Source organism: Nocardia sp. NPDC003183, from assembly GCF_053590715.1.
Window position 1 is genome coordinate 1 of record NZ_JBSFTG010000023.1, and the last position, 13,316, is coordinate 13,316.

Here is a 13,316-nt window from a genome sequence, read left to right on the forward strand (position 1 = left end):
GTGCGATGAAAGGCGGCCGCGAGCAGGTCGGCCTTGCTGTCGAAGTGGCGGTACACGCTGGAGTAGCCACCGGGGCTTGCTCCTTCGTCGCCTACGCCCCGGCGGCTAACCGGCGGCCCGGCCGCGACCGGCCACTGCGTGGCCGCTGCTCCCTAGGGGTCGCAGGTGGTGTGTGGGAGTGCGGTCATGGCGGGTCTGGGGTTTGGGCGGTGTGGGTTAGCTGGCTACCGGGGGATCTTCGGCGTTCAGTGCGGCCAGTAAACGGGCGCGCAGGGACGGTGGCGGTGGGGTGGGGGTTGTGGACGCGAGCTGGGCGAGAGCTTCGCGGGTATCGCGAACCTCTCGCAGGAACTGCGTACACAGGGTGGAGTCTTCGGTATCGATGATGGTCTGGATCGCGTGATGGTCTTCGTCGTCGATCAATCCGAGCGCGACGGTGTGCGCGAGATCGATCTGGGCTTCGTTCATCTCACGTCACCCCCAAACTTTTCTTCAGTCGTGTCAATCCGTCCCGAATTCGGGACTTAACGGTCGGTAACCCGATGCCGAGGTATGTCGCTACCTCCGCGTAGGTCCGCCCGCCGTAGTAGGCGAGCGAGATCGCCTCGCGCTGGGTCTCGGTGAGGGTCGAGAGTCCGCGCTGGACGGCCTGTTGTTCTAGTCTGCGTTCCACCTCCTCGGTGACCTCGTCGAATTCGTGTCCGAGCACCCGGATCCCGTACGCGACCTCGCGCTGGGTGTGGGCTTGCTCGGCGCGAACCCGGTCGACCGCGCGCCGGTGTGCCAACGTCATCAGCCAGGTCACCGCCGACCCCTTGGCGGGGTCGAAACTCGTAGCGGTACGCCAGATCTGGAGATAGACCTCCTGGGTGGTCTCCTCCGCGTACCCGGGGTCGTGGAGCACCCGCAGGACCAGGCCGAAAACGCGCGCGGACGTTCGGTCGTACAGCTCGGCAAAGGCCTGCTGGTCGGACAGGCCGCATCGTTCCAGCAGTGCAGCTAGCTCGACTCCTTCGGCCGCGCGTGCGGTAACCGCAGAATCCACGCTCGGTGGAAAGGCTTCGCTTCGGAACCCATTCTGTGTCATCGGTCACGAATGTAGCCCGAGGCTATGACCTCCTCGCGACCGGGGGTGCCCTTTATTCGGGTGCCAGCTGTTTGCTAGAGATTCGGCGCGCCACGGCCAGCGGATTGGAACAGATTTGCCAACCCGGCCAGACGGCTCGGTTGACCTCAGACGGCCATCCGTCGCCGGTTGCGGCGGGCGTGCATCTCGCGTTCGGTCTCGGACATGCCGCCCCAGATGCCATAGGGCTCGCTGACCTTGAGGGCATGGGTGCGGCATTGCATCAGCACGGGGCAGGCCCGGCAGATCTCCTTGGCGCGCATCTCGCGCGCTGTGCGGGCGCGGCCGCGTTCGCCGTCGGGGTGGAAGAAGACCGCGGAGTCCTGACCGCGGCACGAGCCGCGCATCTGCCAGTCCCAGACATCGGCGTTCGGTCCGGGAAGGTGGGTGGGCATGGGCATGTGAACTCCTTGAGGCGCGAGCTCGTCAGCGTTGTCGAGCGAGTGGTGCGGCAGGTCTTCGCGCCACCCGGTGGGGGTGGCCGGCTCGACGGTGCCTGACGGTGCCGCTCGGAGGTCGCTGCGATTTCGCGCGGCGCCAACCGTGGCGATGAGCTACGTTAGGTGCAGGCGGGAATTTCCGTCAATAGTTCGGCGCATGAGTTCAGTAAATCTGCAACGCTGAAATTTAACCTACTCACTATTTACATTTCACACCCGATCCCTCCATACTGTTTGGTTGGCTATGGATCGGGTGTCTTCGCGTTTCCGAGACATCCCATATTTTCCCAGGTCGCGCCGGTCGGGGCCTGGTTCGTGCCGGTGACGGCCAGGGTGGCTGGGTGTGCTGGATCACAACGGCCTCCGCACCCGGACTGCGTGCAGATGGCGAAAACGGGGCGTGAAGGTTAATTGCGCGAAACGCATGTGAATTCGAGACTTTCCGGTAGTGGCATCGGGGAGCGGAGATTTACCTGATGGCAACATCGACACTCGAGCGAAATGCTGATTGTTTGCTGATTGCCCCTCGTCGATCCATAACATGGGCGCTGCCCGGGGCGGGTGGCGGCTAGAGTCTCGTCGTGCAGACAATGGCCTCACCCGCGGATATCGGTTCCGAAATACTCGTTTCGACTGCTTTCGGGCCCACTCCCGGCCTGGCCGCTACGGAGTTGCCGGAGCCGGCGGACCCGTTGTCGCGGTGGTACCGCGCGGTCGCGCTCGGCGGCCAGGGCCGCTATGCCGCCGCCCGTGCCGACCTGCTGATATCGGCCAGAACCGCGACCGATCCCGGCCTGAGATCCCTCGTCGAGAGCACCCGTGGATCGCTGCTGCGCCAGCTCGGCGATCACGCGGGTGCGGCAGCGTTCGACGGTCGCGCCGCGGCGATCGCACTCGGCGCTACCGGAGCGTCGCGCGCCGAGGCGCTCGCCGACGCGTATACGGGCCTGGCCGCCGATGCCCTCGGCACCGGTCGACTCGCGCTGGCCCGCACACTGCTCGGCCGGGTGCGGCCACTGCTCGCCGCGGCACCTCCGCGAGCCGAGGTGCGCTGGCACTGGGTGTGCGCCGAGACCGCGCTCGCCGGCGGTGAAGCGGACGCAGCGCTCCGCGACGCGGTCGCGGCGGTCGAACTCGCCGGGGCGCTTCCCTCTGTGCGTCACCAGGTGAAATCGGCGCTGCTCGTGGCGGCCGCGACAGCCGCCACAGGCGACCTCTCCGGGTCCGCCGAACTGGCCGTGCGAGTCGACGCGGACTGCCGCGAAAACGGCCTTCTCCCACTGCGCTGGGCCACCGCGATGCTGCGCTCGGGAGTCGCCGAACCGGCTCCGGCGCGCGCCGCGGCGGGCGAAGCCGCAGATCATGGCGCCCGTCTACGGGCCTGGGGTGGGGACATCGCCCCGCTGGGTGCCTGATTCGCTCCGGATGATCTTTCTGAGAGCACGGTTAGAAGCGGCCACGCCCGCTGGCGGCCGATCCGGGGGTCGCTATTGTTAGTGCCGTTCCGCCATTTCGGTGGAAGCTCGGTCACATTCGACCGCGCCACTCGTAACGCCAGGAAAATCTCTGACGATGACGCATATGGGCGAAGAGTTGGACCTCGCCGTCGCTGCGGCTGCGCAGGGCGACAGGACCGCTTTAGCTCGGGTATTGGAACTGGTCCGTCCCTTGGTGGTTCGCTACTGCAGGGCCAGGATCGGAGCCGCGGAGCGCGGACAGCTCTCCGCGGACGATGTTGCGCAAGAGGTCTGTTTGGCTGTGATGACCGCCCTGCCCCGCTATCAGGATCAGGGTCGGCCCTTCATGGCCTTCGTGTACGGAATCGCTTCGCACAAGGTCGCCGACGCCCATCGCAACGCCGCCCGTAACAAGGCGGAGGCGATGGCCGAAGTACCAGATGTCATATCCACCGACCACGGGCCGGAACAGCGGGCTCTCGACTCGGAGACGAGCAGGCAGATGAACACTCTGCTGGCCACGCTCCCCGAGAAGCATCGAGAAATCCTGATCCTGCGTTTGGTCATGGGTCTGTCAGCAGAGGAAACCGCAGTCGCCGTGGGCAGCACGGCGGGGGCGATACGGGTTGCCCAGCACAGGGCACTCGCGAAACTGAAGTCACAAGTGGCGAGGGCAGGTGAAATGTATGGCTAGGGATGGCGAGCGCGGTCTAGGCGACCGGAAAGTTTGGCAGCGCGGATCGCACGACAGCGGTCCCTACGCCGCCGAGGATGCCGGTGACTCCGGACCGGTCGACATTGCGGCGGTGCGCAGCGATGATGCGCTGATCGACGCGATCGCGAGCGATGGTCCGGTCCGCACCGACAGTCCCGAAGAGTTCCAGCTGGCGTCGTTACTCGCGGATTGGCGGGCCGACCTACTGGCCGAGCCGATGCCCGCGGGCCCTGATCTCGACACCGTGTTCGCGGCCGTCAATCAGGAGATCGGCGCGCGGCAGGTTCGAGTCGGAGCTTCCTCGCGCGGACGTCTACGACTGGTCCGCCCGATTTTCGGGGCAGCGGCGGCACTGGCGCTGGTGTTCGGCGGTATCACGGCCTTCGCTTACAGCGCGGCTCCCGGCGATCCGCTGTGGCGGGTCAAGGAGGTCGTGTTCAGCGAGCAGGCACAGTCCACCGTCGTACAGTACGCCGACGAAGATCTGCTGGCCGCACAGAACCTGCTCACCTCGGGCAATCCGGAACAGGCGAAGGCCAGGCTGGAACAGGCTTCGGCCAACGCGGGCCAGGTCGACGATCCGGCCAAGCGTGACGATCTGATCGCGCGCTGGAACCTGCTGCGAGATCAGCTGATCAAGGTCGCCCCGGAGATCGGCGCGCAACTGCCGCCGACCACCACCGCGCCGACCAAGCCCAGCTCGCCCGTTCAGGTCCCGCCGACGACGAATCCGGGTACCACCGCGCCGGTGGCGCCTACCGCTCCAGGAGCGGGTACCACCGATCCGTCGACACCGCCGCCGGTCATCATGCAGACCCCGGGCCCGGGCCCTGGCCCGGAAACCAAGCCGCTGGTTCCGGTCGAGCCGTCGCAGCCGCCGGTCGAGCCGACACAACCGCCGGTGACCCCGCCGGTGACTGTCGACCCGACCACACCACCGACCACCATCGTCGAATCACCGCCGGTCGTCACTGTGCCGACGACGGTGGTCCCGACGTCCGCACCGCTGCCGAGCTTGCCGCCCACGCAGCAGGTGCCTCCGCCGGCGACCATCCTGCAGTCGCCGCCCGCGGTGCCCTCGCCGTAGCAGCACGATGAATTGAACTAAAGACGAAGGCCCCGAACAGGTTCGGGGCCTTCGTCTTGTGCTGGGGCATTTCCGGTGTGGGCCCGCGTATTCCCCCCACGCACGCGTGACCGAGAGTGGAGGAGGGCAGGCGCCGCGACGGACTCAGCTGTGCCGAGTCGGCGGGGAGCTCAGTTGTCGAACCCGTCGAACCCGTCGCCGTGGAACGCCTCGTTCATCGACGCGTCCGCGTAGCCGCGGCAGTAGTCCCACGTGACGTAAGCCTCGGGGGTGGGGTCGTAGGCGGGTTCGTGTGGACGGACAGTGCCGTCGACCAGTAGCTGTAGGAGGTTCGCCCGCAGCATGTCCCAGTCGTGGTAGTGATCTTGCCGACAATCCTCACAGCTGACGACCAGACCGCGGATACCGCGGTGGGCCAGCAGGGCTTCGTATACGGCGAGGTCTGCGAGATCTTCCTCGACCGCGAGGCGCTCATGAGGATCCAACGGCTCACCGGGCTCGATCGCATCGAGCGCGGCGGACGGGTCGGAGGGGTCTCCGGCGAAGGGATCCGGCGGCAGGCCAGGTGGTAGATGGTCACGCACATCCCCACGGTACGCAGTACTTGGTGCATCGCGCCAGCGATGCACCGGGCAAGTTTTGCGGAAGGGCTCACTTCACAGGCGTCTCCGGGCGCCGGATACCATGGAATACAGGCGTCGGCGACTTTGTTCCAGCCGACCATCCGAAAGCTTTTTCCGCTCGAGCACCGACGCACTGTGTCTACCGCGTCGGTAGCTATGACGACCAGGAGGGGTCGATCCGAATGAGTAATCCCGTGTCGGGCGAACGAATCGCGGTGCGCCCTCCTACGGGGGGCGACGATCCGACCAAGATCGCCATGCTCGGCCTCACGTTCGACGACGTGCTGTTGCTGCCTGCCGCCTCGGATCTCATCCCCAGCTCGGTCGAGACTTCCAGCAAGCTGACCAGGGACATCACCCTGCGCACGCCGCTGGTGAGCTCGGCCATGGACACCGTCACCGAGGCGCGCATGGCCATCGCCATGGCGCGTGCGGGCGGTATGGGTGTGCTGCACCGCAACCTCTCGGCCGCCGATCAGGCCGCCCAGGTGGAGACGGTGAAGCGCTCCGAGGCGGGCATGGTGACCGACCCGGTCACCTGTCGTCCCACCGATACCCTCGCCGAGGTCGACGCCATGTGCGCCCGCTTCCGCATCTCGGGTCTGCCGGTGGTCGACGAGACCGGCGCGCTGGTGGGCATCATCACCAACCGCGACATGCGCTTCGAGGTCGATCAGGACCGCCGCGTGGACGAGGTGATGACCAAGGCGCCGCTGATCACCGCCCGTGAGGGTGTCACCGCCGAGGCCGCGCTGGGGCTGCTGCGTCGCCACAAGATCGAGAAGCTGCCGATCGTCGACGGCAACGGCAGGCTGCGCGGGCTGATCACGGTCAAGGACTTCGTCAAGACCGATCAGTACCCCAACGCCACCAAGGACCGCGACGGCCGCCTGCTGGTGGGCGCCGCGATCGGTGTCGGTGAGGATTCCTGGTCGCGGGCCATGACGCTGGCCGACGCCGGGGTCGACGTGCTGATCGTCGACACCGCGCACGGCCACCAGTCGCAGGTGCTGCAGATGGTCGCCAAGGTCAAGGCCGAGGTCGGTGACCGGATCCAGATCGTCGGCGGCAATGTCGCCACGCGTGCCGGTGCCGCCGCGCTCGTCGAGGCGGGCGTCGACGCGGTGAAGGTGGGTGTGGGCCCCGGCTCCATCTGCACCACTCGTGTGGTCGCCGGTGTCGGCGCGCCGCAGATCACCGCGATCCTCGAAGCCGTCGCCGCGTGCAAGGCCGCCGGCGTGCCGGTGATCGCCGACGGTGGCGTGCAGTACTCCGGCGACGTCGCCAAGGCGATCGCCGCGGGTGCGTCCACGGTGATGCTCGGCTCGCTGCTCGCGGGCACCGCCGAGTCGCCCGGCGACCTGGTGCTGGTGAACGGCAAGCAGTTCAAGGCCTACCGTGGCATGGGCTCGCTCGGTGCGATGCAGGGCCGCGGCCAGGCCAAGTCGTACTCCAAGGACCGCTACTTCCAGGACGACGTGCTCGCCGAGGACAAGCTCGTCCCCGAGGGCATCGAAGGCCGCGTTCCGTTCCGCGGCCCGGTCAACCAGGTGATCCACCAGCTCGTCGGCGGCCTGCGTGCCGCGATGGGCTACACCGGTTCGCAGAACATCGAGCACCTCCAGGGCGCGCAGTTCGTGCAGATCACCGCGGCGGGCCTCAAGGAGAGCCACCCGCACGACATCACGATGACCGTCGAGGCCCCGAACTACACCGGGCGCGGCTGAGTACAATAGATGCGTTTGTGCGCCGGGAGGTACGCTCCCGGCGCACAAAGGCAATGCAGGCAGGCTCCGAGTCCGCCGTCTACCGGCACTCCCGGCCCCGCACGACCCGACCTCGAGGAGGGTCCGCCGCGCAGCGGCGGTTCGCGGCCGGGTCGCCGGCCAGGCGCCGCCGCGTAGGCGACGAAGGAGCAAGCGGCGGTGCCTGACCGGCGGCCCGTGGTGGCCGCGAACTCGAGCGCGCCAGCGCTCCAAAAACACAGGAGCAACTGTGCGTGACATGGTCGAAATCGGTATGGGACGGGTCGCTCGTCGGACCTATGAGCTCGACGACGTCGATATCGTGCCCTCGCGGCGGACGCGCTCGTCGAAGCTGGTCTCGCTGGCGTGGCAGCTCGATGCCTACCGTTTCGAGATCCCGGTGCTCGCGCACCCCACCGACGCGCTGGTCTCGCCCGAGTTCGCGATCGAGCTGGGTCGCCAGGGTGGCCTCGGCGTGATCAACGGTGAAGGCCTCTGGGCCCGCCACGCCGACGTGCAGGCCAAGATCGACCAGCTGCTCGATCTGGTCGACAAGGGGGGTTACGAAAAGGCCATCTCGCTGCTGCAGGAACTGCACGCCGCGCCGATGCAGCCCGACCTGCTGGCCGCCGCTGTCGCGCAGGTCCGGGCGGCCGGGGTGACCACCTCGGTGCGCGTGAGCCCGCAGAACGCCCGCGCGCTGACCCCGGCGCTGCTCCAGGCCGGTATCGACCTGCTGGTCGTGCAGGGCACCATCATCTCCGCCGAGCACGTGGGTGGCGAGGAGCCGCTCAACCTCAAGACCTTCATCGCTGAGCTGGATGTGCCGGTCGTGGCCGGTGGCGTGAGCGATCACCGCACCGCGCTGCACCTGATGCGCACCGGCGCGGCGGGCGTCATCGTCGGCTACGGCTCGTTCCCCGGCGCCACCACCACCGGTGAGGTGCTCGGCATCGGCGTGCCGATGGCCACCGCGATCGCCGACGCGGCCGCGGCCCGTCGCGATTACCTCGACGAGACCGGCGGCCGGTACGTGCACGTCATCGCCGACGGTGACGTGGCCACCTCGGGTCAGCTGGCCAAGGCCATCGCCTGTGGCGCCGACGCTGTGATGCTCGGTGTGCCGCTGTCGGCGTCGGCGGAGGCGCCCGGTCGCGGGTGGTACTGGCCCTCGGCGACCGCGCACCCCTCGGTGCCGCGCGGTTCGTTCCTGCCGGTCGACGAGGCCTGGCTGGACGGCCCCGACGGCGCGGCGGCCCGTCCGAGCCTCGAGCGCGTGCTCTACGGCCCCTCCGACGACCCGTTCGGCTCGCTGAACCTGGTCGGTGGCCTTCGCCGTTCGATGGCCAAGGCCGGCTACTCCGACCTCAAGGAATTCCAGAAGGTCGGGCTCAGCGTCCGCTGACAGGCCGCCCGCGCTGACGAACGTGGGTCAGTGAGACCCGATCCCGCAGGAACCGGGAGATCGCGGTATTGACCGGTTCCGGGTGCGTCATCGTGACGGCGAGACGGGCGCCATCGATCTCCACGAAGGTGGAGGCGGTGAGCCCGTCCGCCAGCGTGCGGGCCCGGTCGCTCGCGATGCCGCTCTGTGTGGCGTGGATGATCAGTGCCGGGCAGGTGATCTCGCGTAGTCGGTCGAGTACCGAGTCGCGTCCGAGTAGGCAGCCGACGGCGGCGTCGAGCCCGCTGTGGGCGTCGCCGACCCAGCGGCGGGTCCAGATGTCGCGATACCAGGTGTCGTCGCCGATGAGCCAGTCGGCCAGTCGGCCCGCGGCTTCCTCGCGGGAGCTGCGGTCGTGCCACTCGTCGAGGAATCGCTGGGTGGCGGTCGACTGGTCGAGGGTCGGTCCGTGCGCCTCGGTGCTGATCAAGATCAGCGCGGCGACCCGTTCGGGTGCGACCAACGCGGTCCGCAATGCTGTGAAGCCCCCTTGCGCCGTCCCGCCGACGATCGCGCGTTCGACGCCGATCGAGTCGAGCACCGTCAGCGCGTCCCTGGCCGCGGTCCAGTAGGTGAAGGGCAACCGCTGGTCTCTGGTGCGGCCGTGACCGCGCGCGTCCCAGGCGACGATCCGGAATTCGGGTGCGAGCGCGGCCTGCTGCGAGGCGAACATCGTGCGATCCATGAAGAATTCGTGGGCGAGCAACACCACCGGACCGGTGCCACCGCTGTCCTCGTAGTAGATGTCGGCATCGATCGCGCGGGCGAATGGCACGAGCACGAGGATAGCCAGAGCCGCCGCGCCACGCCCAAGAATGGGGGCGCGTCGTGCACAGTCACTACGGCGAGTCCGGCCTCCGGCGATGCCCGCTGCTTGCTCGTCGCACCCCGTCACTAAACTGTGGCGGTGGCAGATACTCAGAGACCGGTCCTCGTCGTCGACTTCGGCGCGCAGTACGCCCAGCTGATCGCCCGACGGGTGCGTGAGTCACGGGTGTTCTCCGAGGTGATTCCGCACACGATGACCGTGGAAGAGATCGCCGACAAGCAGCCGCTGGCCGTGATCCTGTCCGGTGGTCCGTCGAGTGTGTATGCCGAGGGCGCACCGCAACTCGACGCGCGGCTGTTCGATCTCGGCGTGCCCGTGTTCGGCATCTGCTACGGCTTCCAGGCCATGGCACAGGCGCTCGGCGGCACCGTGTCGGAAACCGGCACCCGCGAATACGGCCGCACCGAGCTGAACATCGACGGCGGTGTGCTGCACGGCGGCCTGCCGACCATCCAGCCGGTGTGGATGTCGCACGGTGACGCGGTGACCGATGCCCCCGAGGGCTTCGAGGTCACCGGTACCACCGCGGGCGCCCCCGTGGCCGCGTTCGAGGACCGTGCGCGGCGCCTGGCCGGCGTGCAATATCACCCCGAGGTGCTGCACTCCCCGCACGGCCAGCAGGTGCTCAGCCGCTTCCTGCACGAGCTCGCGGGCATCCCCGCGCAGTGGACCCCGGCCAATATCGCCGAGTCGCTGATCGAGAGCGTGCGCGAGCAGATCGGTGACGGGCACGCCATCTGTGGCCTGTCCGGCGGAGTCGACTCCGCCGTGGCGGCCGCGCTGGTGCAGCGCGCGATCGGCGACCGGCTCACCTGTGTGTTCGTCGACCACGGTCTGCTGCGGGCCGGCGAGCGCGAGCAGGTCCAGCAGGACTTCGTCGCCGCGACCGGCGCCAAGCTGGTGACCGTCGACGCGGTGGACAAGTTCCTCGGCGAGCTGAAGGGCGTCTCCGATCCCGAGGAGAAGCGCAAGATCATCGGCCGCGAGTTCATCCGCTCCTTCGAGGACGCGGTCGCGGGCATCGTGCTCGAGGAGGGCGCTGCCGCGGGTGCCGCACCGAAGGTCGAATTCCTGGTCCAGGGCACCCTGTACCCGGACGTCGTCGAATCCGGCGGCGGCACCGGCACCGCGAACATCAAGAGCCACCACAATGTCGGTGGCCTGCCCGACGACCTCGAGTTCGATCTGGTCGAGCCGCTGCGCCTGCTGTTCAAGGACGAGGTCCGCGCGGTCGGCCGTGAACTCGGGCTGCCCGAGGAAATCGTTGCGCGCCAGCCGTTCCCGGGCCCCGGCCTCGCGATCCGCATCGTCGGCGAGGTGACCGCCGACCGGCTCGATCTGCTCCGCCAGGCCGACGCCATCGCCCGCGAGGAGCTCACCGCGGCCGGCCTGGACAAGCAGATCTGGCAGTGCCCGGTCGTGCTGCTGGCCGACGTGCGTTCGGTCGGTGTGCAGGGCGACGGCCGCACCTACGGTCACCCGATCGTGCTGCGTCCGGTGTCGAGCGAGGACGCGATGACCGCGGACTGGACCCGGCTGCCCTACGACGTGCTGGAACGGATCTCGACGCGCATCACCAACGAGGTGGCCGAGGTCAACCGCGTGGTCCTCGACGTGACGAGCAAGCCGCCGGGCACCATCGAGTGGGAGTGAACTAGGCCGGCCGCGGCGGCGCCGCCTGGGTGAGCAGAAGCCTGCCCAGGAGGAAGCCGCCGGCGTACGGCCGGTGGGTGACCGGCGGCAGGACCTTCGCCAGTGGGGTTTGCGGTCTCTTCGCGGATTCGTCCATTGCCCTTGTCTTTCAACTGGTCCCGTCAACAGCAATGGCCCGTCGTGATGACGGGCCATTGCTGTTGCCTGAGTTGTCTTCGGTCAGTGGTGTTTACGGCTGGGGGTCAGCGTGAGCAGCAGGCCGATGACGATGGCCGCGATCACCACGCCCCAGCCGATGGGCAGGATCCCGCCGTCGTCGGGGGTGGGTGCGCCCAGCAGTGCCCAGACGCTCACGGCCAGTGCGATCAGGCCGATGGTCAGCAGGGTGAAGGCGGGTCGGCGGGCGGGCTCGGTGCCGGTCGGATCAGCCACGGGTCACCACCGCGTCACCCAGGTGCATCTTGACGTGCAGGTCGAGGACCGGTGCGCCGGGGGTGTTCGGCCCGCTCAGTCCGTCTTTGCAGGTCGAGTTGGAATCGGCCACTCGGATGTCACACGTCGTGTTCACCGTCATCCCTTCGGGCAGTTGCACTTTCGCGTCACCGATGTTCACCGCGACTTCGACGCTGCGTGACTCGGTGAGGTTCAGTCCGCGCAGGTCCAGCGTGCCCGAACCGATGTCGAGGGCGTAGCGGGGCTGCAACTCGGCGACCGAGGTCGGCGCCCAGACACGGTCGCCGACGGCGGTTTCGCTGAAGTCGATCGGCCCGATCAGGGAGGCCAGCACCACGAACCCGGCCAGCGGGGCGGTGAGGATCAGCAGCCCGTACCCGCGCCGCAGGAACGCGCCGACGACGAGGCCGAGTCCGACTACGGCCAAGGCGAAGGCCGCGATCCGCGCGGGGGTCATCCATTCGACGCCCGATGCGGCTGCCGCACCCGCCAGCGCCGCGGCCAGGATCGCCAGGCCGATGGTGACCGGGGTCAGCCGGGAGCGTGGACGTTTCGGTGCCGGTGGCGCGACCGGTGCGTAGCGGGGTGCCGCTTCCGGGAGTTCCCAGGCGAGGGGGGCGACAGCGAGCGGGTCCCAGCCGTTGGGCACCTGCGCGTTGATCCGCGGGGGCTCGGGTGCGGGAGAGATGGTTCCGGGGACGTCCTTGCGCAGGACGGCGGTGGCGCCGGTTTCGTTCGCCTGTGGTTGTTCGGCGGGCCGCATGCTCTCGTCGGTGTCGGCCGGCTCGACGACCTCGGTTGTCGGGCTGTCCGCCCGCTTGTCGAGATCGACGGGTGGAACCGAATCGGCCGCCTGCTCGCTCGTATCCGACACGGCGTGCGGAGTCGACGCGTCCGAGGCGACCTCGCGGTTGTCCGGATCCTCTTGTCCGGGTTCGCTGGAGGCCGGTGTCACGGTGATCCGGGTGGTCTCGACGGAATCCACAGCAGCGCTGCCCGATTCGTCGATGTCCTTGTGCAGGACGACCGTATCGGTCGCGTCGACTCGCAGCAGCGGCGCGGATTCGGCGGTGGCCGTGCGGGTTTCCTCGCGGGCGAGCGCCGGATCGGGAACGTAGGCGTCGGGGAGTTTGGTGTAGGGCGTGTACATCCCCGTCGGTGGTACCTCCGGGTTGTACGGGTAGCCGCGCACCGGGACCCCGGTCGGGTAGCCCGCGCCCGGGTAGCCCGTCGTGCCGAGCGGAGCGCGGTAGGCGTCGAATCCCGCGGGCAGCTCCGGATGACGCAGATACAGCATCCACCAGCCTGCGAGCATCAGCCCCATGCTGACCACCCCGGACCCGCCCATTCCCAGCCCGATCGGCCCCATGGTCGACACGGCGATAGCCAGCGCGACGATCAACACGATCGTCTTGGTCTGCGAATGCGAACCTCGATCGTGGGCCGACAGGGCCTGCGCCGCCGACATCTCGTTGCCCGCCGACCCCAGCACCAGCCAGGCCAGCAGGTACAGCACGATCCCGGCCCCGCCGAAGATCGTCGACACCACGAAGGCCACCCGCACGAGCACCGGATCCACCCCGTACCGCAACCCGAACCCCGCCGCCACGCCGGCGATCGGCCCTTGCCGAGGCAGCCGGACGGGCCGCGTCTGCCACATCTGGTGAACCTGGTCGGCGAAGCTCGTTCTGCTCATGCCATCCATGGTGTGCCGAGCCGCCCCCTCCGCACATCGGGGGTAACC

Annotated in this window: 13 protein-coding genes; 6 read left to right on the forward strand and 7 right to left on the reverse strand. The window is 68.5% G+C overall.

Features of this window, described 5'->3' with window-relative positions:
• Positions 1 to 216: 216 nt before the first annotated feature.
• The 3 genes from ACWDXS_RS33795 to ACWDXS_RS33805 all read right to left on the reverse strand — a co-directional run bounded on the left by ACWDXS_RS33795 (position 217) and on the right by ACWDXS_RS33805 (position 1,527).
• Positions 217 to 468 carry an RskA family anti-sigma factor gene (locus tag ACWDXS_RS33795; protein WP_449972116.1) on the reverse strand — a complete coding sequence of 84 codons (252 nt, stop codon included), beginning with the start codon at positions 466 to 468 and terminating at the stop codon, positions 217 to 219.
• A gap of 1 nt (position 469) precedes the next feature.
• On the reverse strand, positions 470 to 1,087 hold the full coding sequence (locus ACWDXS_RS33800; RefSeq protein ID WP_378635331.1) for a sigma-70 family RNA polymerase sigma factor: 618 nt from the start codon (positions 1,085 to 1,087) through the stop codon (positions 470 to 472).
• A gap of 146 nt (positions 1,088 to 1,233) precedes the next feature.
• Complete coding sequence (locus ACWDXS_RS33805; RefSeq protein WP_022567299.1) at positions 1,234 to 1,527, reverse strand: WhiB family transcriptional regulator; 294 nt, start codon at positions 1,525 to 1,527, stop codon at positions 1,234 to 1,236.
• A 629-nt stretch (positions 1,528 to 2,156) separates the two neighbouring features.
• On the opposite strand from ACWDXS_RS33805, the gene ACWDXS_RS33810 reads away from it, so the two are divergent.
• The 3 genes from ACWDXS_RS33810 to ACWDXS_RS33820 all read left to right on the forward strand — a co-directional run bounded on the left by ACWDXS_RS33810 (position 2,157) and on the right by ACWDXS_RS33820 (position 4,825).
• Positions 2,157 to 2,981, forward strand: coding sequence for a hypothetical protein (locus tag ACWDXS_RS33810; RefSeq protein ID WP_449972213.1), 825 nt, complete (start codon positions 2,157 to 2,159; stop codon positions 2,979 to 2,981).
• A gap of 157 nt (positions 2,982 to 3,138) precedes the next feature.
• The gene (locus ACWDXS_RS33815) at positions 3,139 to 3,717 is read left to right on the forward strand and encodes a sigma-70 family RNA polymerase sigma factor (protein ID WP_056818204.1); all 579 of its coding nucleotides are present in this window, start codon (positions 3,139 to 3,141) and stop codon (positions 3,715 to 3,717) included.
• Positions 3,710 to 4,825 carry an anti-sigma-D factor RsdA gene (locus tag ACWDXS_RS33820; RefSeq protein ID WP_378996930.1) on the forward strand — a complete coding sequence of 372 codons (1,116 nt, stop codon included), beginning with the start codon at positions 3,710 to 3,712 and terminating at the stop codon, positions 4,823 to 4,825. The genes ACWDXS_RS33815 and ACWDXS_RS33820 overlap by 8 nt, the downstream gene beginning before the upstream one ends.
• Before the next feature lie 170 nt (positions 4,826 to 4,995).
• Here the strand turns inward: ACWDXS_RS33820 and ACWDXS_RS33825 are convergent, their stop codons facing one another.
• Entirely contained in the window at positions 4,996 to 5,409 is a 414-nt protein-coding gene (locus ACWDXS_RS33825) for a DUF5319 domain-containing protein (protein WP_022567296.1), read from the reverse strand.
• A 221-nt stretch (positions 5,410 to 5,630) separates the two neighbouring features.
• Here ACWDXS_RS33825 and guaB point away from each other — a divergent pair, with 221 nt between their 5' ends.
• Both guaB and ACWDXS_RS33835 read left to right on the forward strand, forming a co-directional pair.
• The gene (gene guaB / locus ACWDXS_RS33830; RefSeq protein ID WP_378635339.1) at positions 5,631 to 7,175 is read left to right on the forward strand and encodes an IMP dehydrogenase; all 1,545 of its coding nucleotides are present in this window, start codon (positions 5,631 to 5,633) and stop codon (positions 7,173 to 7,175) included.
• Positions 7,176 to 7,443: 268 nt separating this feature from the next.
• The gene (locus tag ACWDXS_RS33835; protein WP_378996870.1) at positions 7,444 to 8,598 is read left to right on the forward strand and encodes a GuaB3 family IMP dehydrogenase-related protein; all 1,155 of its coding nucleotides are present in this window, start codon (positions 7,444 to 7,446) and stop codon (positions 8,596 to 8,598) included.
• Here ACWDXS_RS33835 and ACWDXS_RS33840 read toward each other — a convergent pair.
• Positions 8,585 to 9,412: an alpha/beta fold hydrolase gene (locus tag ACWDXS_RS33840; protein WP_449972122.1), complete on the reverse strand. Its 828-nt coding sequence runs from the start codon at positions 9,410 to 9,412 to the stop codon at positions 8,585 to 8,587. The genes ACWDXS_RS33835 and ACWDXS_RS33840 overlap by 14 nt on opposite strands.
• A gap of 132 nt (positions 9,413 to 9,544) precedes the next feature.
• Between ACWDXS_RS33840 and guaA the strand changes: the two genes are divergently transcribed.
• Positions 9,545 to 11,119, forward strand: coding sequence for a glutamine-hydrolyzing GMP synthase (guaA, locus tag ACWDXS_RS33845; RefSeq protein WP_378996866.1), 1,575 nt, complete (start codon positions 9,545 to 9,547; stop codon positions 11,117 to 11,119).
• A gap of 219 nt (positions 11,120 to 11,338) precedes the next feature.
• Here guaA and ACWDXS_RS33850 read toward each other — a convergent pair whose 3' ends face one another.
• Both ACWDXS_RS33850 and ACWDXS_RS33855 read right to left on the reverse strand, forming a co-directional pair.
• Entirely contained in the window at positions 11,339 to 11,551 is a 213-nt protein-coding gene (locus ACWDXS_RS33850; RefSeq protein ID WP_378996864.1) for a hypothetical protein, read from the reverse strand.
• The gene (locus ACWDXS_RS33855; protein WP_449972126.1) at positions 11,544 to 13,268 is read right to left on the reverse strand and encodes a PspC domain-containing protein; all 1,725 of its coding nucleotides are present in this window, start codon (positions 13,266 to 13,268) and stop codon (positions 11,544 to 11,546) included. Before ACWDXS_RS33855 ends, ACWDXS_RS33850 begins: the two co-directional genes overlap by 8 nt.
• Positions 13,269 to 13,316: the final 48 nt, after the last annotated feature.

Excerpts from the sequence above, each read along its gene's own strand:
- ACWDXS_RS33795 (WP_449972116.1), bottom strand. The coding sequence starts at position 468 with ATGAACGAAGCCCAGATCGATCTCGCGCACACCGTCGCGCTCGGATTG.
- ACWDXS_RS33800 (WP_378635331.1), bottom strand. The coding sequence starts at position 1,087 with ATGACACAGAATGGGTTCCGAAGCGAAGCCTTTCCACCGAGCGTGGAT.
- ACWDXS_RS33805 (WP_022567299.1), bottom strand. The coding sequence starts at position 1,527 with ATGCCCATGCCCACCCACCTTCCCGGACCGAACGCCGATGTCTGGGAC.
- ACWDXS_RS33810 (WP_449972213.1), top strand. The coding sequence starts at position 2,157 with ATGGCCTCACCCGCGGATATCGGTTCCGAAATACTCGTTTCGACTGCT.
- ACWDXS_RS33815 (WP_056818204.1), top strand. The coding sequence starts at position 3,139 with ATGACGCATATGGGCGAAGAGTTGGACCTCGCCGTCGCTGCGGCTGCG.
- ACWDXS_RS33820 (WP_378996930.1), top strand. The coding sequence starts at position 3,710 with ATGGCTAGGGATGGCGAGCGCGGTCTAGGCGACCGGAAAGTTTGGCAG.
- guaB (WP_378635339.1), top strand. The coding sequence starts at position 5,631 with ATGAGTAATCCCGTGTCGGGCGAACGAATCGCGGTGCGCCCTCCTACG.
- ACWDXS_RS33855 (WP_449972126.1), bottom strand. The coding sequence starts at position 13,268 with ATGAGCAGAACGAGCTTCGCCGACCAGGTTCACCAGATGTGGCAGACG.